We start from the raw sequence: 23,438 nt of genomic DNA, 5'->3' as shown, positions 1-23,438 counted from the left end.
TAAATCATTGTGTTCAGAATATTCGGTAAATGCCGAATATTAGATCAGAGGTCGCGGCCGACGGTGGTATCGCCGACGAACGCCCCGACGGGACATCCCGCCCAGAGGAGACGGCCCGCGACGGCGAGACGGGCGGCGAAGTGGTGTTGCGGGCGACGGGGGTGGAGAAGGCCTACGGCTCCCGGCTTCCCTTCCGCCGGCGCGTGGAGGTGCTGACCGGCGCCGACATCGAAGTTCGCGCGGGCGAGGTGGTCGGCATCGTGGGCGCGAACGGCTCGGGGAAGTCGACGCTGATGAAGATCCTCGTCGGCGCGCTCGAGGCCGACGCCGGGACCGTCGAGTCGAGCGGGCGGGTCGGCTGGTGTCCACAGGAGGAACTCCTGTACGACCGGCTCACCGTCCGGGAGACGTTCCGGCTGTTCGGCGAGGCCTACGGGATGGACCGGGAGGCCGTCGCGGACGCCCGGGACCGCCTGGCCGACCAGCTCGGGTTCGAGGAGTTTCTGGACTACCGGGTCGACCACCTCTCCGGCGGGAACCGCCAGAAGGTCAACCTCGCGGTCGCGCTGATGCACGACCCCGACGTGCTCCTGCTCGACGAGCCCTACACCGGCTTCGACTGGGACACCTACCTCGCGTTCTGGGAGCTCACCGAGCAGCTCAAAGAGCGAGGGACGTCGGTGGCGATCATCTCCCACCTGATCAACGAGCGCGAGCGGTTCGACCGCATCTTCGAACTCGCCGACGGCACCCTCGAAGACGTCACCGAGGAGGGCTCGACGCAAGCCGGCGAGGCGGGGGTGAGGTGATGTCGACCGCCTCCCGCCGCCTGCGGGTCGGGCTCTCCGCGACGCTGCGGGAGTTCGTCCGGGAGCCGCTCAACCTCGCGCTGCTGGTCGTGCTCCCGCCGGTCGTCGTCACGAGCTACGGGTCGATGATGGGGGCCTTTCCGCGGCTGCCCTACATGGACGCCGCGCCGGGGACGCTGGGTGCGCTCAACGGGACGCTGTTCGTCGCCACCTTCCTGCCGGGGGTCATCGGGCTCTTCCAGGTGATAAGCGCCAGGAGCGCCGACGAGCGGCTGGCGGTCTGTGGCTTTCACCGTTCGGTCCTGTTCACGAGCCGGCTGCTCGCGGTCGTGGCCGCGAGCCTGCTGACCGCTGCCGTCTCGCTGGCCGTGCTGACCACCCGGACCGACGTGGCCGACCCCGGCGTCGGGTTCGCCGTCCTGGCCTTCGTCGGCGTGCTCTACGGGCTCGTCGGGATGCTCATCGGCGCTGTCCTCCCGCGCGAGCTGGAGGGGTCGCTGGTGCTCATCTTCCTCGCCGACGTCGACGAACTGCTGTCGAGCGGGCTGTTCGAGGTCGATTCGGTCCTCGTGACGCTTCTGCCGATGCACTACCCGCACAAGCTGTTCCAGAGCGCGGTCGGTGGGGACGCCCTCGCGAGCGGCAACATCGTCGCCTCGTTCGTTTACGTCGCGGCCCTGTTCGCGCTCGCGCTGGGCGTCTACACGCTGGTCACCGGTGAGGGGGGTGTCCTGGGATGAGTCAGACGCGGACCACCTTCGAGATGGGGCTGCGCGAGTACGCCCGGACGCCCGTCCTGCTCGCCTTGCTGGTCTTCCTGCCCGCGTACGTCATCGTCTTCTTCACGCGGGTCATGCCCGAGCGGACCGTCCCGGTCGACCTCCCCGGCGCGGGGCTGACGCCCGTCGGCCTGAAGCCGATGGTCGCGGTGCTGATGACGCCGATGGTCGCCGCGCTCATCGGCGGGGTCGCGGGGCTGTTCCTGATGCAGTCCGCCCGCGACGTCGACAGCCGGCTGGTCGTCGTCGGGGCTGCTCCGCGGACCATCCTGCTCGCCCGCTTTGGCCTGCTCGGGTTCGCGACGCTGCTCGCGAGCGCCGTGGCGGTCACCGTCATGTCCCTCACCTACGTCCCCGACCAGCTCGCGTGGTTCGTCCTCGCGACGGTCGTCTCGGGGCTGACCTACGGCGCCATCGGGGCCCTCGTCGGGCTGGTGTCGAACCGGCTCGCCGGCATCTACGTCCTGATGTTCGGGCCGTTCCTGGACATTTTCCTGGCACAGAGCCCGCTTGCGGAGGGGGCGCCCGCCGTCGCGCCCTACCTGCCGGGCCACTACACCGTCGAGATGGCCTTCGACGCCGCGTTCACCGCCGGCGTCGACCTCGCGACTGTCGCCTGGGGCCTCGTCTACCTCGCGGTCGTCGCCGCCGTGGCGTGGGTCGCGTTCTCCCGGTCGCTCCGCTCGGCGTGAGCCGGTTCAGGCCGGAGCCCCGCGGCCGACCGGCTGGCGTTCACCTCCACCACGTTCGGACCACTCTCGTCCGGCTCGCGGGCACGTACAACTTTCGCTGTTCTACCGATAGATAGGGAGCCAATATCGGTCTGGACGGCGTTATTGAAGAGAAAATGTTTTCAATACGGCGTTCCGATTGAAACTTCATCCGAGTGGTACACATGCCCGAGATGGAAACCGCGGCGTTCGAGACGGACCTGAGCCTCTTCAAGTACGACAATCTGGAGCAGTTGCCGCCGGCCTACCGCGACCTGAGTGAAGGTGAGCGGACCGAGCGCATCGAGGCCGCACTCGACGAACTGGGCGACGACGTCGTGATCCTGGGGCACAACTACCAGCGCCGGGAGATCGTCGAGCACGCCGACTTCGTCGGCGACTCCTACGGCCTCTCGAGAGAGGCCGCGGCGACCGACGCCGACTACGTCATCTTCGGCGGGGTGACGTTCATGGCCGAGTCGGCCGACATCATCACCGACGCCAGCCAGTCGGTGATCCTCCCCTCGATGGAGGCCTCCTGCCCGATGGCGGGGATGGCCGAGGCGCTGCAGGTCGACGCCGCCTGGGCCGAGCTGACGGCCGCCACCGACGAGGAGGTCATTCCCATCACCTACATGAACTCGTATGCGGACCTGAAGGCCTTCTGTGCCGAGCAGGGCGGCCTCGTCTGCACGTCCTCGAACGCCGCCGACGCCTTCGAGTGGGCCTTCGACCGGGGCGAGAAGGTGCTCTTTCTGCCCGACAAGTACCTCGGCACCAACACCGCCCACGAGCTGGGGATGGCCGAGGAGACCGTCGAGTGGGACCCCTGGGACCCCGAGTCGAAAGACGCAATCAAAGCCGTCGACAACGACATCATCCTCTGGGAGGGGTACTGCCAGGTCCACGAGCGGTTCCGGGAGCACCACGTCGAACAGGTCCGCAGCGACCACCCCGAGGCGAACGTGGTCGTCCACCCCGAGTGTCGCCGGGAGGTCGTTGAGGCTGCCGACGTCGTGGGGTCGACGGCGACGATCACCGAGACCGTCGAGAACGCCGACCCCGGTGAGACCTGGGCTATCGGCACCGAGATCCACCTCGCCAACCACCTCGACCGCTGGAACCCCGAGGTGGAGGTACTACCGCTGTGTGGGGACGCATGCATGGACTGCAACGCCATGCGCCAGATCGACCCCAACTACCTGACGTGGGTGCTTGAGGAACTCCTCGAGGGCCGGGAGCGCAACGTCATCGAGGTCGACCCCGAGACCAAGGAACGCGCTGGCGTGGCGATGGACCGGATGATGGAGCTGTGACCATGCCGGGACCACGCGACACCGACGTCCTCGTCGTCGGCGCTGGGATCGCCGGCCTCTCGGCCGCCTTGGCTGCCGACCGCGAGGGGGCAGACGTGACGCTCGCGACGAAAGCCACCCGTCCGGAATCGGCCTCGACCTGGTGGGCGCAGGGTGGGATCGCGGTCAGCCGCGACGACCCCGCCCAGTTCAAGCGGGACATCGTCGACGCCTCGGCCGGCACCGCCGACCCCGGTGCTGTCGACGTGCTCGTCGACAACGCCGACAGCGCGGTCCGCGACGTGCTCGTCGACACTATCGGGGTGGACTTCGACACGAACGGCGAGGGGTTCGACTACGGCCAGGAGGCCGCCCACGACGAACCCCGCATCCTCCACGTCGAGGCCGCCACGGGGAAGCACGTCCACGTGCCCTTCCTGAACTACGTGGCCGATGAAACCGACGTCAGGGTGCTGGAGGACACCGCCGCCCTCGAACTGCTGGGTCACGAGGGGGCGGTCTACGGCGCGATGCTCGAACGCGACGGCGGGATTACCCCCACCTACGCCGGCGCGACTGTCCTCGCCACGGGCGGGATCGGGGCACTCTACCCCCGGTCGACGAACCCCGCCGACGCCACCGGTGACGGCATCGCGATGGCCGCACTCGCGGGGGCGGACGTCGCCGACATGGAGTACGTCCAGTTCCACCCGACAGCCTACGTCGGCGACGAGGCAGGCGAGAGCTTTCTCGTCAGCGAGGCCGTCCGCGGGGAGGGCGCCATCCTCCGAAACGGCGACGGCGAGCGGTTCATGCCCGACTACCACGAGGACGCCGACCTCGCGCCCCGGGACGTGGTCGCCCGCGCGGTCGAAGCCGAGCGCGAGGCCACCGGCGAGGTGGTGCTCGACGTCTCCCCGCTCGACTTCGAGGGCGAGTTCCCCTCGCTCGCCGGGAAGTGCCAGGACGCCGGCGTCGACCTCCCGACGGTCCCGGTCGCGCCCGCCGAGCACTTCCTCTGTGGCGGGGTCGACGTCGACGACCGGGGCCGGAGTTCGCTGGGCCGGCTCTACGCGGTCGGGGAGTGTGCCCGCACCGGCGTCCACGGGGCGAACCGGCTGGCCTCCACCTCCCTGCTCGAGGGGCTGGTCTGGGGGCTGCGCGCCGGCGAGGACGCCGTCGGCAACGATATCCGGACCGTCGAGCCGCCGGAGCTGCTGGACCGGGATCCGGAACTTCCGGACAACTTCGCCGCCGGGAAGTTCCGCCGCCTGCGCCGCGTGATGGCCGAGCAGGTCGGCATCGAGCGGACGACCGACGGGCTGAGCCGGGCCCAAGCGGTCCTCCGGCGGCTCAAGGGCGAGGTCGACGCCTACGCCCGCACCCGCACCTCGCGGTCGCTGTACGAACTCCGCGCGGCCTCGGTCGTCGCGCTGCTGGTCGCCCGGGCGGCCGCCGAGAACCGGGAGTCGGTTGGCTGTCACTACCTGGTCGACGGAGCGGACGACGGGACCGAACGGCCGGGCGCGACCGTGGATACGGCATGAGCCTCGTCACGGACAGACAGGTCGAGGCCTGGCTCCGCGAGGACCTCGGCCACCACGACGTGACCAACCACGTCGCCGGCGACACGGTGGGGCGGCTCGTCGCCAAGGAGGCAGGGGTGGCGGCGGGCATCGACGCCGCGGTCGCCGTCTTCGAGTACATGGACGTGGCGGCCGAGCCGGCAGTCGAGGCCGGCGACCGCGTCTCGGCCGGCGACGCGCTCCTCCGCGTCGAGGGGCCGGCCCGCGACGTCCTGCGGGGCGAACGCGTGGCCGTCAACGTCGCCGGTCACGCCTGCGGGGTCGCGACCCGGACGCGGGAGGCCGTCGACGCCGCCCGGTCGGTCAGCGACGACGTCGCGGTCGCGGGCACCCGCAAGACGACGCCCGGCCTCCGGGGCGTCGAGAAGCGCGCCGTCGCGGCCGGAGGCGGTGACACCCACCGTCTCGACCTCTCTCATATGGTCATGGTCAAGGACAACCACGTCGCCGAAATGGGTCTCGAGGGTGCTGTCGAACACTTCCGGGAGAAGGCCTCTTTCGCCACCAAGGTCGAGGCCGAGGTCGAGACGCCCGAGGATGGTCCGGTCGCCGCCGACGCGGGCGCGGACGTCGTCCTCTTCGACAACCTCTCACCCGCCGAGGTCGGGCGCGGAGTCGACCTCCTGCCCGAGGACACGCTCGCGGAGGCCTCGGGCGGGATCACCGTCGACGACGTGCCGGCGTACGCGGCGACCGGCGTCGACGTGGTCTCGATGGGATCTTTGACCCACTCGGCGCCCGCGCTGGACCTGTCCTTCCGGACGGGGTAGCAAAGGGGCGGCGAGGGCCTACCCCGCCCCGCCGTTTTCCGCCCGCCACTGTCCGTAGCGACGCCTGCCGCGCTGGAGCAGCAAGACACCCAGCGCCGCCGACAGCGTTGTCGTCACCGGATGCTGGCCGTCGTCCTCCGACGGGAAGTCCTCGGCGACGAGCACGTAGTAGCCCCCGTCGCTCCGCAGGACCTCCCGCGCGTATGCGAAGGGCGGGTCGACCCGGACGCTCCCGGTCTCGACGGCCCGCCGGACCGCGTCCCCGCCCGAGACCTCGGGGACAGACTCGACCGGAACCGCGGCGTCCGCCAGCACGTCCCCGGCTGGGACGGGCCGGAGGCCGAGGGTCACGGTTCCGTTCGTCCGCTCCGAGACGCGCTCGTAGAACCGCCCGTGGTAGGTGTAGCCCCGCCAGTCCTCGGGGGCGTCGTCGTCGGGGAGCGTGAGGTCGGCCTCGACCAGCGGCCGTTCCAGCGCACACGCGGCCGAGCCCCGGACCGCGACGTCGAGATAGCAGTCGACGTCGCGGAGCCCACCGCGGACGGCGAGGTCCGAGGTTCCGGGTCGCCCGTCGACGCCGCCGGAGAACAGGAGCCGGTCGCCGTCGGGGTCCGCCTCGACACTCAGGGCGTGATACTCGACGGTACCCGTGAGCCCGAGCGCTGCCGGCAGCCCGCCGACGGCGGCGTGGACGACGAGCAGGAGACCGACGCCGACGAACACGAGGGCCCGGGTCCGTCTGGAGGGGGTCCAGCCACGCCCGAGGAGGTCGCTCTCGCTGCCGCTGTCCTCGCTGTCGGGGACCATGTGTGAAGGTTTCCCGGGACCCAGTTGAGCCTTGCTACGCGAAGTCGTCGTAGGTCGGCCGGCCGCGGTCGCCGGGGAAGTCGTCGACCGGAGCGGTCGTCTGGTCGCCCGTTTCCATGTCCTTGACCGTCACCTCGTCGTTCTCCAGGTCCTGCTCGCCGACGATCACCACGGTCTCGGCGCCGATGGAGTCGGCGTAGTCCAGTTGCGCGCCGAAGCTCCGGCCGGCGACGTCGGACTCGACGACGTGGCCGCGCTCGCGGAGGTCGCGGGCGACGCGTGCCGCGACGGAGCGGGTGTCACCGACCTGGAGGACGTAGTAGTCCGTCGTCAGTTCCTCGGCGGGCCAGACGCCGGCACGCTGGCAGAGCAGCGAGAGGGTGGCGTAGCCGGGCGCGAAGCCGACCGCAGGCGTGGGCTGACCGCCGAAGCCCTCGATGAGGTCGTCGTAGCGGCCGCCGCCGAACACCGACCGGGAGACCTCGCCCGTGGAGTCGAAACACTCGAAGACGACGCCGGTGTAGTAATCGAGTCCCCGCGCCGTGGTCAGCGAGAGGGTACAGTACTCCCGGACGCCGAAGTCGGCGGCCGCCTCGAGGACCGCCTGGAGGTTCTCGACGGCCGCCTCGACGCGGTCGGTGCCCGCGAACTCGACGAGCTCGCCGAGCCGGTCTTCGGGGGTCGAGAGGAGGTCGTCGAAGGCCTCGGCCTGCCGGCCGTCCAGCCCCGCGTCCTCCAGCAGGCGCATGTACTCCGCGCGCTCGACCTTCCGGCGCTTGTCGACCGCCCGGATGGCCTCCCGGGTGTCGACGCCGGCGTCCATCGATTCCAGCAGGCCGCCGAGGATGTCGCGGTGGGAGACCCTGAAGTCGAAGTCGTCGGCCGTGAGCCCCAGGCCGGTCAGCGCGTCGGCGGCCACCGCCAGAACCTCGGCGTCGGCGGCGGGGTCGCTCGTGCCGAAGATGTCGACGTTGGTCTGGTAGAACTCCCGGAATCGGCCCTGTTGGACCTGCTCGTACCGCCAGAACGGCCGGGTCGAGACCCACTTGATCGGCTTCGAGAGTGCCTGCTGTTTGGCGACGACCATCCGCGCGACGGTCGGGGTGAGTTCGGGCGTGAGCGCGACCTCCCGACCGCCCTTGTCCTCGAAGGCGTACAGCTCCTCCAGGATCTCCTCGCCGGACTTGTCGGCGTACATCTCGGCGGGCTCCAGGGCGGGCGTGCCGACCTCCCGGAAGCCGTAGCGGCGGGCCGCCCCCTCGACGGTGTCCATGACCTCGCGGCGGGCCGCCATCTCCCCGGGGTAGAAGTCACGAAAGCCCTTGATCCGGTCGTACATACCCCGTCTTCGGCGACGGCGCGTTTGAAAGTGACTACTCGGAGTCCGCGCCGCTCCCGCGACCGCGCCGCCCGGTCACCCGCGACTGGACGTGTTCGGGAAACACCGCTTCGACGGTCTCCTGGCCGTGCTCGCGGCGCATCAGCGCCCGGAGTTCGGTCTCGTAGTCGCCCGTCGCGAGTTCCTCACTGGGACCGGTCTCGACGGCGAGGTGGGCGTCGGCCAGCCGGTCGACCGCGTTTCGGCCGACGCCCGCGAGCGGCGCGAGGTGCGAGACGCCGAACCGGTCCTCAAGGCTCTGTGCGAGCGGCCGGTCGACCGTCGGGGCGCGGTCGTCACGCCGGGTGCCGTCGGCGACGGCCGGCCACTCCCCGGCGGCCCGCTCAAGGGCGTGCTCGTGGGCCTGCTGGATACCCTCGCGGGGGTAGCCGTTCGCAACCATCTCCTCGACAGCTTCGCGAGCGACCTCGGGGTCCAGGTCCAGCCGGGCGGTCTCGAAGCCGAGCCGGCGGCCGGCTTCGCTGGCCTGGTAGTGATCGTCGGTCACGCCGAAGGTGCCACAGCAAAGGGTGACGTCACAGAGCCCGTCGAGCAGACAGGCCGCGAGCGTCGAGTCTTTCCCGCCGCTGTACAGCAGACCGACCTCCATTCCCGTGTTACCGCCGCTGGATGTCGAAGCTCTTGGAGTCGGGGGTCAGCTCCTGGAGGAGCTGTTTCATCTTCTCCTCGTCTATCTTCCCCTGGATGCGGCCGCTCTGGGCGAGCGCGACGATCTGTTGTTCGACCTGCTCGCCGACCTCCGGCTTGGACATCTTGACAGTGTTGAGCCGCTTGCGCGCGCCGTCGGTCAGGCTCTGCCGGAGGATGGCCTTGCGCTGGGCCTCGGCCTGCTGGCGCTGCTGTTCCATGGCTTCCTCGTCGGCGCCGCCCTGCTGTTCTTTGAGCTGTTCCATCTTCTCCTGGCGGAGCTTCTCGAGTTCCTCGTCGCTGGGGTCGCCACTCATACCTCCCGTTTGTCGGCTCGCCCGCAAAACCATTACGGAGCACCCAGGGTGTCACGAAGCTAGACACGAGGTGTCGCTCGGGCCCTACTATAACGTAGTCCGAAAACCGGTGGAGTATCAAGACGCGCCGGCTACGCCGTAGTATCCCTCGTCGTCTCCTCAGCTTTCGCCAGGAGATAGCCACCAAACGCGAGCAACCAGAGGATGAGCGGATAGACGACCCACCGCTCGATTCCGCCGCCCCCGAGAAATTCGAGCGGATGGGGACCACCGACGACCAGTCCGAAAAAGAAGACACTGACGAGAGTGAGAAAGGAGACCGCACCGAAGAGTCCACAGAGAAGCGAAAACGGACGGGAAACGACCCGAGCGGAAAGGAGGACTGTGATACCCCCCGTAAGAAACGTGAGGAGCGCGAATAGTCCATGCCACGGAGTCACGTTTCCCGGAAAGACGCCGACACCAAACGCGCCGAGTCCAAAGACGGCGAGCGTAATCGGGAACCCGCGGCGGTCCATCACCCGGTAAAGCAGGTATGCCGAGATGACTACTATCGCTCCCGTCAGGAGCATCGTCGAATTGAAGACCGTCGCTGAGGGCTCGTGTATCACTGGGTCGGGCGGGCGTGTCGACCCCAGGTCGCTGATATCCTGTCGCGTCGAGTAGTTCGGATAGAGGACCTCGGCCGTGATTATCCCCATGAATCCGAGGAAGCCTGACACCGTGAGGCCGAAGCCCGCTATCGACCGCTCCGAGAGTCCGAGTCGGGAGTGAAGAGAGGTAGGTTGGCTCATCAACCGAGCGTTCGTACGAAAGGGAAAAGTAGTTGTTTATTTAATAGATACCGGTTCTCCCATATACCTCCTCTGGGGATAACAACTCGGCTGTGGCAGCTGGGGGAGTGCGAACAATCCCACGGCGAGACCGAACGTTAGCTCAATGTGAAAAGTAGCATCCGCGGCGCTCTGTGCCGCGGTTCACTCGCCGCGACCGGAGGGAGCGGCGAGGTCTTTTCGCCCACGTTTTTCAAGGAGTGGTTCCGCAGCGAGCCTCCGGCTCGCGAGGAAACCCGACGCAAAAAAAGGTGGTCAGGCGTACCGCTCGAGCGCGGGGTCGTCCAGCTCTTCGAGCACTTCGGCGGCGGTGTCGTCGAGGAAGCCCTGGCCTTCGGGAGTCACGGTTCGGCCCTCGCCCTCGGCGGTCGCGACGTAGCCGGCCTCCTCGAGTTGCTGGAGGGCGGTCCGGATGATCTTCCCGGAAGACTGGGACTGTCGGCGGGGACGGACCCGGTAGCGGGTCGAGCCCTGCTTCGTGGAGCCGTACTCGGTGCGGAGGCTGCCGACGCCGACGGGTCCGTCGACGGCGACCTTCCGGAGCAGGCTGGCGGCCCGGCGGACCCAGAAGTCCTCCTGCTCGGGCGGGAGCTCGCGGTCCACGCCGGTCTTGACGAACTGGAGCCAGTCGGGTTCCTCGACCTCGTCTTCCTCGGCGAGGCGGTCGGCGACCGCCTCGATCAGCTCCTCGGTGGGGACGTCGTAGAGCGTCGTCATTGCACGCTCTTTCCGGACGCCGTCATTTAAGCACGTCGTTTACTGCCGGGCGCGGCGGGCCTCGGCGCTGAGGACGAACGCCGCGCCGCCGCCGAAGGCTGTCGGGAGCCAGTAGGTCGCCCCCCGGTGGATGAGTACCGCCGCGGTCGCGACCTCGGCAGGGACGCCCAGCGGCAGGAGCAGCGTGACGAAGGCGGCCTCGATCCCGCCGAGCCCGCCGGGGAACGGGGTCACCCCGGCGATGCTCCCGATGGGGACCACGAAGAGGATCGACAGGAAGGGGATGACGTGGCCCAGGGCGGCCAGCGAGAGCCACAGCGAGGTCGAGAGACAGACCCATCCCAGCGCCGACAGCGACATGGCGGTCACCAGCGCCCGCCGGTTCGAGGCGACGCGGCCGACCGAGGAAAAGAAGCCCTCGACGCGCTTCTCGATGACCGAACGGGAGGGCGCCGAGGCGATCGGGACGACCCGACCCAGGAACTGAATGCCGGGCCCCAGTCGGTCGACGACCACGCGCTTGAGCCGCTCGCGGAAGCGCCAGACCAGGTAGCCGACCGTCGGGACGACCGCCGCGAGCGCCGCCGCCGCCGCCACCGCGAAGACCAGGTCCTGGGTGAACTCCGCGGCCGTGACCGCGACGTAGCCCAGCCCGACGGTCGCGACCGCCAGCGACGGGATGAAATGCAGCGTGTCGACGCTGGCGATGGCCGCCAGCCCGGTCTCGTACTCGCTGTCCGAGGCCGAGGAGATGAACATCGCGCTCACCGGCTCCCCGCCGGCCTGCCCGAACGGCGTGATGTTGTTCGAAAACACCGCGGCGGTGAACACGAAGACCGCCTTGTGGGGCCTGATCGGCGCGCCGAGCGCCCCGAGGACCGTGTACAGCGACAGCCCCCACGCGGAGAGCCAGACGACGGCGACGGGGAGGGTCAGGGCGGCGATCCCGGGGTCGCCACGCAGCAGCGCCGCGACGACCTCGTCGAAGCCGATGTACCAGACGATGACGACGAGCAGCGCGACCGCCGCGACGAACCCGGCGGCTGTCTTGAGGCGGTCGCCGTCCATACCCCGGCCGTGGGACGGCCCGGGCTTCAAGCCTCCGGATGCCCGCTGTCGCCCGGGCCGTCCGACGGCCGACCGAGCCGGTCCGCCCCGCGTGCGACGTGCCTTTGGGCCCGGCGGACGAACCCGCCCCATGGACGAACGGGCCGCGCTCCGCCACCTCGCCGACACGCTCCCGGCGGCCGGCGACGACGCCGCCGTCGTGGACGGGCTCGCGCTGACGACCGACATGCTCCACGACCGCACCGACTTCCCGGCGGGGACGACCCGGTACACGGCGGGCTGGCGGGCGGTCGGCGCGTCGCTGTCGGATCTGGCGGCGATGGGTGCCGAGGCGGTGGCCGCCGTCGCCGTCTACGGCGCGCCGACCTTCGAGTGGGAGGAGATCGCGGCTTTCGTCGCAGGCGCACGCGAGGTCTGTGAGCTGACCGGCGGCGCCTACGTCGGGGGCGACCTCGACGGCCACGACGAGTTCACCGTCGCCACGACCGCGCTCGGCCGGGCGCCGGACCCGGTCCGCCGGTCGGGCGCCAGCCCCGGCGAAGCGGTCTGCGTGACCGGGACGCTCGGCCGCAGCGGCGCCGCGCTGAGGCTGTTCGAGCGCGGCGACGTCGAACGGGCGAACGGCCTCTTCCGGTTCGAGCCACGGGTCGCGGCCGGGCGGGCGCTGGCCCCCCACGCGACGGCGATGATGGATTCCAGCGACGGGCTGGCCCGCTCGCTACACCAGCTCGCCGAGGCCAGCGACTGTGGCTTCGCCGTCGAGACGCCGCTGCCGGTCGACGACGCCGTCGACGAGGTGGCCAGGACCGGCGAGGAGTATCTGGAGTTGGGCGCGTTCTTCGGCGAGGACTTCGAACTCGTCTGTACGCTGCCGGAGGCAGAGGTAGAGGCTGCCCGCGAGGCGCTGTCAGTCCCGCTGACAAGAGTCGGGACGGCCACCGATTCCGGCGTGACGCTGGACGGCGAGCCGCTGCCTGACCGGGGGTACACCCACTGACGGCGTGGGCGGGCAACTCGCAGTCGCCCGGCCGGGCTCAGACCGTCACGATCTCGATCGGAACAGGCGTGAAACAGAGCGCACCGAGGACGAACGTGAGGAGGCCGACCGCGACCCGGCGCCGGTCGAGCGGCTCGTCGTAGACCGGCTCGGCCGCGCCGGCGTAGGCCAGTCCGAGCGCGAACAGCCCCCAGAAGACCCAGATAGCGACGGAGTTGACGGTCCCCTCGACGACGTAGAGGTAGGCGGCGAGCGCGAACAGCAGGGCGGGGACGGCGGCCGAGAGAGTCTCCTGACGGGGTCCGAGCACCGCACGGAGGATGTGGCCGCCGTCGAGCTGCCCGACCGGGAGGAGATTGAGCACGGTGACGAGCATCCCGACCCACCCGCCGAACACGACCGGGTGGACCGAGCCGTTGGCCGCGAGTTTTCCTGCCGTGCCCGTCAGCTCGGCGACGAGCACGAGCAGCGCGGGGTTGTTGAACCGGATGAACGTGCCGGCCTCCCGACTCGCGGCCTCCTGGACGGGGAGGGGGTCGAGCTGGAGGCCGACGGCGGTCACGACGACCGTCGCCGCCAGTCCCGCCAGCGGCCCGGCGACGCCGATGTCGAACAGCGCCTCCCGGTCGGGGATCCGCCCTTTCATCCGGATGACCGCGCCCATCGAGCCGATGACCGATGGGAACGGGATGAAATAGGGCAGCGTCGCGTCGACCTCGTGGTACCTGCTCATGACGTAGTGGCCGAGTTCGTGGATCCCCAGGACCCCGAGGATGGCGACGACGAAGGGCCAGGCCTCGAGCATCGCGACCGGCCCCGCAGACAGCGGGATCCGGTACCACGTCGTCGCTCCCACGAGAAGCGTCGAGAACACCGTCGCGACGAGGAGGGCGACGTTCGTCCACGGGACCCCGTCGACCCCGACCAACCGGGGCCTGGCGACGAGGACGTACTCCCCGGCGGAGATGGGGATGTCCCCCTCGCCGCCGTCGGGATACCCCTGCCTGAGTTGCACCTCGTAGCCACACTCCCGGAAGCGCGGCCAGAGTTCGCGCTCGACGCGGCCGGGCGGAGCGCGGGGCTGGCCGACGTAGACCAGCCGGTCGCCATCCTCGCGGACGTCGTAGACCGCGAAAACCGGCGCGACGTCGGCGGCCGAAGGGCCCGCCGTCGGCCACTCGCTGCGCTCCATCGCCTCGTGGTTCGCGCCCGACGCGGTTAAAAGACCGGGACCCGCCGGCGGTCAGCCGAGGAAGCGCACGGGGACCAGCGGAGTGCGGGTCGGGTCCTCAGGCGGGCTCGACGCGCCAGGTGGTCGCGCTCGTGTACGACCACTTCTCGATCTCCAGTCCCGGCGCGGACTCTTTCAGCTTGACCATCAGGGCGCCGATCTCCTTGGGCGAGAGCCCGACCTCGTCCGCGATGAACTTGCTCTTGAAGTACATCTCGCCGTCGGTGGCCTTGCGCTCGAGGAACGCGCGCAGCCGTTCCTCCTTCGAGCTTTCCTGGGAGGGCGTCGTCGTTGCGCTCATGGCTCATCTACTGATACCGCCCCCGACCCCATATAAAGAAACGAACCTTCGGGTAGCTTCGGTCGCTTTCAGGGATCGTGGGGCGTAAAACGACCTTTCACGAACGCCTGAAACCCCGATAGACATTTTACAATCAGTTCTAAGAGAGTGAGAGATGAGCCACACCAGGCTGGTAGGCCGGCCCTGTCGGGACGGTAAGACCGGGTGATTCCCGCGCAAAAATAGGAATTTGTTGCCTGTTCTTTTCTCGACTCTCCGGCTGGCCGTGCGAGCCGTCTCTCTCCCCGTCGGCGGGTGCTCGGTGGGCGGCTTGACAACCCTTAAGCCTGCCTCGGGGTTACGGCGGGACGATGAGAGTGGTCGTCTCCGTCGGCGGGAGCGTTCTCGTGCCGGACCTGGATTCCTCGCGCGTCGCCGGCTACGCCGCGGCCGTCGAGCAGCTGCTGGACGCGGGTCACGAGGTGTGCGTGGTGGTCGGCGGGGGGGCGACGGCCCGCGAATACATCGGCGCCGCGCGCGAACTCGGAGCCAACGAGACCGAACTCGACCACCTCGGCATCGCGGTGACGCGGCTCAACGCCCGGCTGCTGATCGCCGCCCTCGACGAGCGGGCCGTCTCGGCGCCCGCGACCGACCACGGGGCGGCCCGGACCGCGCTCCGCCGGGGCGATGTCCCCGTGATGGGCGGCACCGAGGCCGGCCACACGACCGACGCCGTCGCCACCGCGCTGGCGGAGTACGTCGACGCCGACCTGCTCGTCTACGCGACCAGCGTCCCCGGCGTGTTCGACGCCGACCCCGAGGCCGACCCCGAGGCGACGAAGTACAGCCGGATCGGCGTCGACGACCTGGTGGCGCTAGTCGCCGAGATGGACATCGACGCCGGGAGCAACGCGCCCGTCGACTTGCTGGCGACGAAACTCCTCCAGCGCGCCGGCCTCCGTGCGGTCGTGCTCGACGGAAGCGACCCCGAGGCCGTCGTCGCGGCCGTCGACGGCGACCACGACGGAACCGACATCGAACCACGATGACCGACGACGACCTCCCCGACCCGTACGGGACCGCCAGCAGCACCGACCGCCCCTTCTGGGCCGACGCCGTCGCCGACGTCATCGAGGCCCGCGAGCCCGAGGAGCCGGTCGTAATCAAGGGCGGCGTCTCGCCCTCCGGCGTCCCGCACATCGGCCACTTCAACGAGATCCTCCGGGGCTACTTCGTCGCGGAGTCACTCCGGGACCGCGGGTACGAGGTCCGCCAGGTCTTCACCGCCGACGACAAGGACCGCCTGCGCGCCGTCCCCCGCCGCCTGGCGGACCTGGACTGGAACGTCGTCGGCCTGGGGGAAGTCGACGCGGGCGCGCTCGGGCGCAACCTCGGCAAGCCCTACACCGCGATCCCCGACCCCTTCGGCTGCTGTGACTCCTACGGGGCACACTTCACCCGGCTGCTCCAGGACAGCGCCGACCGGCTGGGCGTCGAGGTCGACATGGTATCGAACACCGAGCTCTACGGGACCGGCGAGTTCGAGGCCGTCACCCGTCACGTGCTCGCGAACCGCGAGCGCGCCCGGGAGGTCCTCGCCGACTTCCAGGAGAAGGTCGACGACGACTACGTCCCCTTCTTCGCGGAGTGTAGCGAGTGTGGCCAGCTCACCGAGACCATCACCGGCGTCGACCTCGAGGCGGGGACGGTCGCCTACCGGTGCACGGACAGCGAGGCCGACGGCGACGTCATCGAGGGGTGTGGCCACGAGGGGACGGCCACGCTGCGGGAAGGCAAACTCCCCTGGCGGTTCGAGTGGCCCGCCCAGTGGAAGCTGCTGGGCGTGGATTTCGAGCCCTTCGGGAAGGACCACGCCGAGGGCTCCTGGCCGAGCGGCGTCGCCATCGCCCGGGAGGTGCTCGACGTCGAGCCGCCCGTGCCGATGGTCTACGAGTGGTTCACGCTGGACGGCGAGCCGCTCTCCTCCTCCGCGGGGAACGTCCTCACCGTCGACGAGGCGCTGACCTTCCTCGAGCCCGAGGTCCTGAAGTACTTCTTCACGAAGGAGCCGCTGAAACAGCGCGATTTCAGCGTCGAGGGCGTCGACCAGCTGGTCGACGAGTTCGACCGCTTCGAGCGGGTCTACTTCGGGGAACTCGAGGCCGGTGAGGAGGAGCGGGCCCGCGCCGAGCGCGCCTATCCGATGGTCGTCGACGAGCCACGCGCCGAGCGGGTGCGGATCCCCTACACCTTCGCCGCGGTGCTGGGGATGACCGACGACCCCGCCGTACGCGAGGAGATCGCCCGCAAGGAGGGACACGTCCCCGAGGACGCCCCGGAGTGGGCCGTCGAGGCGGCGCTCGCCCGCGTCGAGCGCGCCCGGGAGTGGGCCCGCCGGACCGGCAACGCCTTCGACTACGAGCTCAAGCGCACCGAGTTGCCGGAGGTGGACTTCGACCCCGAGACCGAGCGGGCGCTCGACGAGCTGGCTGACTTCGTCGCCGAGGGCCACGACGGCGAGACGATCCAGGGTGAGATCTACGAGACGGCCAAGCGCCACGACCTCGACATCGGCGAGTTCTTCTCGGCCGGCTACCGCCTCTTTTTCGACGACGACAAGGGGCCACAGCTGGGCCCGTTCCTCGCGAAGCTCGACCGGGAGTTCGTCGTCGACCGGCTGCGACGGGATCGGTGACCGGTCGCAACCGGAAATGACCGCCGCAGACGGTGCCGACGCCCCACCCCGACCCCAGCCCGCCGTCCCGTAGGAAAACCCTCTTTGCCGTACCCGACTACTGGCAACCAATGGTCGGTACGCTCGAGCTGGTCCTCATCGGATTCGGGGTCTACGTACTCGCCCTCCTGGCGCTGCAGGCCCGCGGCGTCCTCCCGGATTACGTCCGTGTCTCCGGCCCGCTCGTGACGCTGCACACCGGCCGGGGGAAAGCCTTCCTCGACCGGCTCGCGAAACGGCGCCGCTTCTGGCGGGCCTGGGGGAACGTCGGGCTCGGGATCACCGTCGTCGTCATGCTGTTTGCCGCGGTCTTCCTGGTGCTCTCGGCGTATCTCGTGCTCTCCGCACCCGAACAGACCCGGGCCGTCGAGCCACAGAACGCCCTCGTGATACCTGGCGTCAACGACTTCCTCCCGCTGTCGGCCGCCCCCGACATCGTCTTCGGCCTGCTGGTCGGGATGGTCGTCCACGAGGGCGGCCACGGCCTGCTCTGTCGCGTCGAGGATATCGACATCGACTCGATGGGCGTCGCGCTGCTCGGGTTCATCCCGCTGGGTGCGTTCGTCGAGCCCGACGAGGAGAGCCGGGTGAAAGCCGACCGCGGCGCCCAGAGCCGGATGTTCGCCGCCGGCGTCACGAACAACTTCGTCGTCACCGCGCTCGCCTTCGCGCTGCTGGCCGGCCCGGTCGCGGGCGCCATCGCGGTCGCCCCGGGGGTCGCGGTCGGCGGTGCCTACCCGGGTTCGGCGGCCGCCGACGCCGGCCTGGGCCACAGCGACGTCATCACCGCCGTCAACGGGACCGACGTCGAGAACCGGACGGAACTCGAAGCGGCGCTGGCCGACGTCGAGAGCGCGGCCGTCGAGGTCGACCTGCACGACGGCTCGACGGTCACCGTCCAGCGCCGCGTCCTCGCCGTCGAGTTCGTCCCCGAGGTACTGAACGTCAGCAGCGGCGAAGCGCCGGTCATCGAGGCGGTCAACGGCACGCCGGTCCGCACCGAGGCCGAGTTCGCCGCGGCGGTCGAGAACCGGACCGTCGCGACCCTCGAGACCAGCCGGGGGTCCGTCACGGTCCCGCTCGGGGCCTACTCCGCGCGGGTGACCCCCGACAGCCCGCTCGTCGACGAGGGCGTCCCGGAGAACGCCTCCGCCGTCATCACGGGGGTCGGTGACACCCGCGTCCGGACCGCCGCCGACCTGCGGGAGGCACTCGACGCCGTGGGGGCCGGCGGGTCGACATCGGTCACGCTCTTCGTCGACGGCCAGCGCCGGACCGTCGACGTGACACTCGAGGACGGCGTGCTCGGGGTCGCGGGCGTCGCCCCCGGCGTGTCGGGGGTCGTCCCGGACGACTTCGGGGTCCGGGAGTACCCCGCTGCGGGCTTCCTCGCGCTGCTTGACGGGTCACACCCGCAGATCCAGGGCCAGAGCGGCCTGTTCGCGTCGATCATCGTCCACCTGGGCTGGCTGCTGGGGCTGCCGATCGCGTCGCTTGCGGGCTCGCCGTTCAACTTCGCCGGCTTCACCGGCGGGGTCGCGGACTTCTACGTGGTCCAGGGGCCGCTGGCCGGGCTCGGCGGCGGCGTGTTCCTGCTCGCGAACCTGCTGTTCTGGACGGGGTGGATCAACCTCAACCTCGGCATCTTCAACTGTATCCCCGCGTTCCCGCTGGACGGCGGCCACCTCACTCGGACCAGCACGGAGGCGGTCGTCTCCCGGCTGCCGCTGCCCAACCGCCGGCAGCTGACCTCCGCCGTCACGACCGTCGTCTCGCTGACCATGCTCGGCGCGCTCGTCATGATGTTCGTCGGCCCGCAGTTGCTCGCGTGACCGGCCGCCCGCTGTCCGTCCGCGGGCGACGATAAGGCAAGGTTCCTTACCGTCCGGGCCGAACGCAGCGGTATGCCCGACAGACGCGACCCGCCGCCCACCGACGAGGGCTGGTACGTGCTCCACGACTTCCGGACCGTCGACTGGGACGCCTGGCGCTCGACGCCCGAGCGCGACCGCCGCCGGGCCGTCGAGGAGGCCGTCGACCACCTCCAGTCGACGGCGGCCGTCGAGGACGCCGAGGACGGTGCTTCGGCGGTGTACTCCGTGCTCGGCCACAAGGCCGACCTCCTCCTGCTCCACATGCGGCCCTCGACGGCCGACATCGGCGCCCTCGAACGGCGATTCGAGGCGACGGACTTCGCCGAGTTCACGGAGCGCGCGACCTCTTTCGTCTCCGTCACGGAGGCCTCGGGCTACTCCGAGCGCGCACGGGACTACTTCACCGGCGACCTCGACGAGGACTCCGGGCTGTACAACTACATCCAGACCCGGCTGAAACCCGCCGTGCCGGACGCGACGCACGTCTGTTTCTACCCGATGGACAAGCGCCGCCAGCCCGACCAGAACTGGTACGACCTGTCCTTCGAGGAACGCGCCGAGCACATGGACGCCCACGGCGACATCGGCCGCGATCACGCGGGCCAGGTCCAGCAGATGATCACCGGGGCCATCGCCATCGACGACTGGGAGTGGGGCGTCACCTTGTGGGGCGACGACCTCACCGACATGAAGGACCTCCTCTACGAGATGCGTTTCGACCCTTCGACCTCGCAGTACGCCGACTTCGGGTCCTTCTACGTCGGCCGGCGGTTCCCGCCGGCGGACCTGCCGGCGCTTCTGGCCGGCGAACGCGTTCCAACCGACGACGGGGAGACAGCAGACGCCGGTGACGCCGACGCGGCGCCGGTCCACCCCGCGGACGCGACGGCCGGCGGTCACGGCGACGACGGCAGCCACGCCGGCGAAGGGGGTCACGGGCGCGCTGAGGACGGGGGTCCCGGTCACGGCGAGGCCGCGGGCGACGCGGACGGCCGCGGTGGCGCACACCCCGGCAGCGCCGCCGAGGGCGACCACCCACACGGCGAGAGCGAGGAGGTCACCGACATGGCAGCCCGGCTCGGCCAACTCGGCCTCCAGGCCGGCTCGGACTTCGGGGCCGGCGACTACGCCGTCCTCCTCCGTTCGGAGGCCGACGCCCAGGAACTGGCGGCGGAGGTCGACGGGCTGCGGTCGAACTTCGACCACTACGACTCCCACGTCGGGACCGCTGTCCGGGCGGCCGACGGCGAGGCCGTGGTCGCCAGCGTCTGGAACGCCGAGCGCGCCGCCGACACCGCAGAGGGCTTCCTGACCGACCTTCCCGGCGTCGGGGAGGTCCTCCGCGGGCCAGTCGATGACGCACCCGACCGGGAGGAGGGTGCCGGAGCGGATGGCGGTGCGGAAGACACTGAGGGCGCCCACACCGGCGACGAGGACGCCACGAGCATCCGCGAGGAGCTCGCGGAGATGGACGTCTACGCCGGCACCCCCCACGGCGAGGACGTCTACGCGCTGGTGCTGTACTCGGAGGCCGACCCCGGGACGCTCCTCGAGGAGGTGACCGACCTCCGCGAGGGCTTCGACCGCTACGATACCCACGAGGGGACCCACGTCTACGAGGACCACGACGGGGGCGCCTCGGCGGTCGTCAGCCTCTGGGAGACCGCCGACGCCGCCGACACTGCCAGCGGTTTCCTGACTGACCTCCCCGGGGTCGTCGGCTGGGCCGACGAGGGCGAGGGTTTCGGGACGATGGGGATGTTCTACACGGTCAAGCCGGAGTACCGCGAGGAGTTCGCCGAGACCTTCGAGTCGGTCGGTGACCTGCTGACCGAGATGGACGGCCACCGCGAGACGAGCCTGCTGGTCAACCGCGAGGACGACAACGACATGTTCATCGCCAGCCGGTGGGACTCCCGGGAGGACGCGATGGGCTTTTTCCGCTCCGAGAAGTTCGCCGAGACGCTGGACTGGGGTCGCGACGTCCTCGCGGACCGGCCCCGGCACGTATTTCTGGCCTGAGGCGGTCGGCGACCGGCACCACCCGCGGTCTACCCCCGGTCGTCGAGGTCGGTCACGTCCTCGTCGGGGAAAGAGATGAGGTTCTCCCGCCCGATCCGGAGCTTGTCGACCCGTCCCTCCTCCTCCATGGCAGAGAGTAGCTGCGAGACCTTCGCGTTCGACCAGCCGGTCTCCTTGACGATGGTGGCCTGTTTCATCCGGCCGCCGTTTCGCTCGAGCAGCCGCTCGACGCGCTCCTCGTCGCTCAGCAGCTCCTCGTCGAGTTCCTCCCCGTCCGCGTCATCGGTCGCCGCCCCCGCGCCCGCCCCGCCGTCGTCGCCGCCCGCCGACGCGGCTGTTGCGCCGTCGCCGCTGTCGTCGGCCGCCACCGGCCCGGGTCCGTGCTCGCCGCCGTTGCGCTGAACGACGACGTAGACCACCGCAGCGCCCGCCCCGAGGGTCAGCGTGGCAACGAGCACCCAGAACAGGTCACCGCTTCCCTGCGGGCCCGGCCCGCCGGGCCCGCCCGGCGTGTCGGTCGGTGACGACGTCCCGGGGTTCCCGGTGAACGTCACCGAGAAGCTGTCCTCCCCGAAGGTCGCTGGCCCGGTCCAGACGAGCGTGCCGTTCTGTGGAGCGGGGACGTTGGGGCTGGCACTGAAGACGGCGTAGCCGGCAGGCGGACGGAGCACGAGCCGCTGCCCGTCGTCGATTCCGGGGAGCCAGGTCCCGCCGGGCGTCTCGAAGACGTCCCCGACGGTCAGCCTGTCGCGCTCGACCCGGGCGAAGTTCGTCCAGGTGAACGAGAGAGTCAGCCGCCCGGTCCCGTTCTCGATGGCCGACTCCGGCGAGGCGGCCCGGTCGACGTCGGTAACCTCCATCTCGCGGTCCGTCACCGCGGCGGAGGCGTTCGCCGCCCGCTCGAACGCCGACAGTCCGAGTTCGTCGGTCTCGCCGGCGGTGAACTCCTCGGCCAGCGTCCGGAACGCGGCCGTCCGGTTCGGCGTCGAGAGGTCGTACGACGCCGAGACCGACCAGCGGGCGTCGCCGTCGGGCTGGAGCTGTACCTCGAGGGTCGTGTTCTCGACCCACGGGGTGGCGGCGCCGGACTGGCCGCCGGCCTGTCCGACCACGCCCGCTGATGCGACGAGGGGGATGAGGAGGGCTATCAGGGCGAGGCGAAACCCCGATGACATACCTCCCACGTGGACCCTGCGGCGGCAAAACGCTTTCCATCGGAGAATAAAACATCAGACGAGCGCATAAACTGTCTGCGGCCCGCTCGTGGCGTTACGCCTCTCCAGAGGAAGGCTAACCCTTTTTGTGTAAGCGGCGGGTACACCGTGGCGATGAGCGCCCTCCCAGGTCCCCGGTTGCTCGCTCTCGTCGGTCTCCTCGCCGTCGGCCTCCTCGCCGCGGGCGCCGGAGCCGGCGCGGTCGCCCCCCCTGACCGGGCCGCGCTCGACCCCGCCGAGGGAGCCGGCGCGGTCGTGACGCTCACCGACACGCCGAACCAGGCGACACCCGGCGGCGTCACGCGGCGGACATACGCGCAGGCCGACCTCGACGTCGCGAGCGCGGTCTCGGTCGGCGCGGCCCGGATCGGCGGTCGGCACGCGGAGCTCACCCTCGACGAACGGCTCGAAGGCGCCGGCCCGGGCCCGGGACAGCTCGGCGTGGTCACCGACACGCTGACCGGTATCGAGGACCGGCTCGACCGGCTCGACGACCGCCAGCGACAGCTGCTGACCGCCTACGGCGAGGACGAGGTCTCCACCCGGACGTTCCTCCGCCGGCTGGGGATGGTCCGGGTCGCCGCCGCGCAGGAACGCGCGCTTCTGGAGCACGTGAGCGAGCGGACCGCGGGGTCGACAAGCCTCTCGCTTCCGGTCGAGACACAGACCCGTGTCGCCCGCCTCCGCGGGACGCTCGTCGCTCTCCCCACCCCCGTCGTCGACCAGGTCGTCGACGGCACGACCGGCGTCGACGACCCGGGGACGGTCTACCTCCAGGCCGCCAGCGACGGGCTCGTGGCCGCGACCGTCGAGGACGGGACCTACCTCCGGCAGGCGACGCTCCGGGCGGACCGCTCCCCCGGCGAGCCAAACCAGTTCACCAGCATCACCCGCGCCTACGACCGCGCGGGCGAGCTCTACCCGTGGGTGTTCGAGAACGCTATCGGCAGCCCGAGCCTGAGCGGGTTCGGGGACTCGTCGGTCTATCTCGTCGAGGCCTCCCACCCGCAGGGTGACCTCCGCGCGTATCTCGACGGCGCGACCCGGAACGTCTTCCACGAGACCCAGGCGAACGCGCCGGAGGCCATGCCGGTGTCGCTGACGCGGACCGCGAGCGGCGACGACCTCCGGCTCCGGGTCAACGCGACCCACCCGACGGGGCCGATGTGGGTCACCGTCACGCGCCCCGGCGGAGCGAACGCCACCGCGGTGGACGCGACGGTCCGTATCGACGGGCAGCGCGTCGGCACCACCGGTTCGGACGGCCGCCTCCTGACGCTCCAGCCCGCCGGTAGCTTCCGGGTGAACGCCACGGCCGGGCCCGCGAACGTGACGCTGTCGGGGCCGTAGTCACCGCCGACGCTCC

Annotated in this window: 22 protein-coding genes; 12 read left to right on the top strand and 10 right to left on the bottom strand. The window is 70.3% G+C overall.

The features are described 5' to 3' along the window. The first annotated feature begins 29 nt into the window (after positions 1–29). The 6 genes from GN153_RS01205 to nadC all read left to right on the top strand — a co-directional run bounded on the left by GN153_RS01205 (position 30) and on the right by nadC (position 5,949). Entirely contained in the window at positions 30–809 is a 780-nt protein-coding gene (locus tag GN153_RS01205) for an ABC transporter ATP-binding protein (RefSeq protein ID WP_159898968.1), read from the top strand. After that, positions 809–1,549, top strand: coding sequence for a hypothetical protein (locus GN153_RS01200; protein ID WP_159898966.1), 741 nt, complete (start codon positions 809–811; stop codon positions 1,547–1,549). The genes GN153_RS01205 and GN153_RS01200 overlap by 1 nt, the downstream gene beginning before the upstream one ends. Next, positions 1,546–2,280 carry an ABC transporter permease gene (locus tag GN153_RS01195; protein WP_159898964.1) on the top strand — a complete coding sequence of 245 codons (735 nt, stop codon included), beginning with the start codon at positions 1,546–1,548 and terminating at the stop codon, positions 2,278–2,280. Before GN153_RS01200 ends, GN153_RS01195 begins: the two co-directional genes overlap by 4 nt. Positions 2,281–2,483: 203 nt before the next feature. Continuing rightward, positions 2,484–3,614: a quinolinate synthase NadA gene (gene nadA, locus GN153_RS01190; protein ID WP_159898962.1), complete on the top strand. Its 1,131-nt coding sequence runs from the start codon at positions 2,484–2,486 to the stop codon at positions 3,612–3,614. A gap of 2 nt (positions 3,615–3,616) precedes the next feature. Then, positions 3,617–5,140: an L-aspartate oxidase gene (locus tag GN153_RS01185; RefSeq protein ID WP_159898960.1), complete on the top strand. Its 1,524-nt coding sequence runs from the start codon at positions 3,617–3,619 to the stop codon at positions 5,138–5,140. Continuing rightward, positions 5,137–5,949, top strand: a complete 813-nt coding sequence (gene nadC, locus GN153_RS01180) for a carboxylating nicotinate-nucleotide diphosphorylase (protein WP_159898958.1) — start codon at positions 5,137–5,139, stop codon at positions 5,947–5,949. The genes GN153_RS01185 and nadC overlap by 4 nt, the downstream gene beginning before the upstream one ends. Before the next feature lie 18 nt (positions 5,950–5,967). Here the strand turns inward: nadC and GN153_RS01175 are convergent, their stop codons facing one another. The 7 genes from GN153_RS01175 to GN153_RS01145 all read right to left on the bottom strand — a co-directional run bounded on the left by GN153_RS01175 (position 5,968) and on the right by GN153_RS01145 (position 11,717). Next, positions 5,968–6,756 (bottom strand): hypothetical protein, encoded by a 789-nt coding sequence (locus tag GN153_RS01175; protein WP_159898956.1) that lies wholly within the window; start codon positions 6,754–6,756, stop codon positions 5,968–5,970. Positions 6,757–6,790: 34 nt separating this feature from the next. After that, complete coding sequence (gene hisS / locus GN153_RS01170; RefSeq protein ID WP_159898954.1) at positions 6,791–8,095, bottom strand: histidine--tRNA ligase; 1,305 nt, start codon at positions 8,093–8,095, stop codon at positions 6,791–6,793. 34 nt (positions 8,096–8,129) lie between these two features. Further along, positions 8,130–8,744 carry a DUF7411 family protein gene (locus GN153_RS01165; RefSeq protein ID WP_159898952.1) on the bottom strand — a complete coding sequence of 205 codons (615 nt, stop codon included), beginning with the start codon at positions 8,742–8,744 and terminating at the stop codon, positions 8,130–8,132. Positions 8,745–8,751: 7 nt separating this feature from the next. After that, on the bottom strand, positions 8,752–9,099 hold the full coding sequence (locus GN153_RS01160) for a DNA-binding protein (RefSeq protein ID WP_159898950.1): 348 nt from the start codon (positions 9,097–9,099) through the stop codon (positions 8,752–8,754). Between the two features lie 131 nt (positions 9,100–9,230). Beyond that, the gene (locus tag GN153_RS01155) at positions 9,231–9,893 is read right to left on the bottom strand and encodes a DUF998 domain-containing protein (protein WP_159898948.1); all 663 of its coding nucleotides are present in this window, start codon (positions 9,891–9,893) and stop codon (positions 9,231–9,233) included. A 294-nt stretch (positions 9,894–10,187) separates the two neighbouring features. After that, positions 10,188–10,649: a 30S ribosomal protein S19e gene (locus GN153_RS01150; RefSeq protein ID WP_159898946.1), complete on the bottom strand. Its 462-nt coding sequence runs from the start codon at positions 10,647–10,649 to the stop codon at positions 10,188–10,190. Positions 10,650–10,688: 39 nt separating this feature from the next. Then, a complete protein-coding gene (locus GN153_RS01145; protein WP_159898944.1) occupies positions 10,689–11,717 on the bottom strand; it encodes a lysylphosphatidylglycerol synthase transmembrane domain-containing protein in 1,029 nt (342 codons plus the stop codon). A gap of 130 nt (positions 11,718–11,847) precedes the next feature. Between GN153_RS01145 and thiL the strand changes: the two genes are divergently transcribed. Then, a complete protein-coding gene (gene thiL, locus GN153_RS01140) occupies positions 11,848–12,714 on the top strand; it encodes a thiamine-phosphate kinase (protein ID WP_159898942.1) in 867 nt (288 codons plus the stop codon). Positions 12,715–12,751: 37 nt separating this feature from the next. Here the strand turns inward: thiL and GN153_RS01135 are convergent, their stop codons facing one another. Further along, a complete protein-coding gene (locus tag GN153_RS01135; protein ID WP_159898940.1) occupies positions 12,752–13,906 on the bottom strand; it encodes a site-2 protease family protein in 1,155 nt (384 codons plus the stop codon). Positions 13,907–14,003: 97 nt separating this feature from the next. Then, a complete protein-coding gene (locus GN153_RS01130; RefSeq protein ID WP_159898938.1) occupies positions 14,004–14,246 on the bottom strand; it encodes a DUF7123 family protein in 243 nt (80 codons plus the stop codon). Positions 14,247–14,596: 350 nt separating this feature from the next. On the opposite strand from GN153_RS01130, the gene pyrH reads away from it, so the two are divergent. From pyrH to GN153_RS01110, 4 genes are all read left to right on the top strand, one after another. Next, positions 14,597–15,277 (top strand): UMP kinase, encoded by a 681-nt coding sequence (pyrH, locus tag GN153_RS01125; RefSeq protein ID WP_159898936.1) that lies wholly within the window; start codon positions 14,597–14,599, stop codon positions 15,275–15,277. Further along, positions 15,274–16,923 (top strand): lysine--tRNA ligase, encoded by a 1,650-nt coding sequence (gene lysS, locus GN153_RS01120; protein WP_159898934.1) that lies wholly within the window; start codon positions 15,274–15,276, stop codon positions 16,921–16,923. The genes pyrH and lysS overlap by 4 nt, the downstream gene beginning before the upstream one ends. A 110-nt stretch (positions 16,924–17,033) precedes the next feature. Next, positions 17,034–18,794 carry a site-2 protease family protein gene (locus tag GN153_RS01115; RefSeq protein WP_159898932.1) on the top strand — a complete coding sequence of 587 codons (1,761 nt, stop codon included), beginning with the start codon at positions 17,034–17,036 and terminating at the stop codon, positions 18,792–18,794. A gap of 72 nt (positions 18,795–18,866) precedes the next feature. Further along, positions 18,867–20,858 (top strand): heme-binding protein, encoded by a 1,992-nt coding sequence (locus GN153_RS01110; protein WP_159898930.1) that lies wholly within the window; start codon positions 18,867–18,869, stop codon positions 20,856–20,858. A 29-nt stretch (positions 20,859–20,887) separates the two neighbouring features. Here the strand turns inward: GN153_RS01110 and GN153_RS01105 are convergent, their stop codons facing one another. Beyond that, positions 20,888–22,033, bottom strand: coding sequence for a helix-turn-helix transcriptional regulator (locus GN153_RS01105; protein WP_159898928.1), 1,146 nt, complete (start codon positions 22,031–22,033; stop codon positions 20,888–20,890). A 153-nt stretch (positions 22,034–22,186) separates the two neighbouring features. On the opposite strand from GN153_RS01105, the gene GN153_RS01100 reads away from it, so the two are divergent. Beyond that, positions 22,187–23,422, top strand: coding sequence for a DUF7094 domain-containing protein (locus GN153_RS01100; RefSeq protein ID WP_159898926.1), 1,236 nt, complete (start codon positions 22,187–22,189; stop codon positions 23,420–23,422). The last annotated feature ends 16 nt before the right edge of the window (positions 23,423–23,438 follow it).

Source organism: Salinirussus salinus, assembly GCF_009831455.1.
Classification (GTDB): domain Archaea; phylum Halobacteriota; class Halobacteria; order Halobacteriales; family Haloarculaceae; genus Salinirussus; species Salinirussus salinus.
Note: the sequence above shows the minus strand (reverse complement) of the source record. Positions and strands in the feature narration are given on the sequence as shown.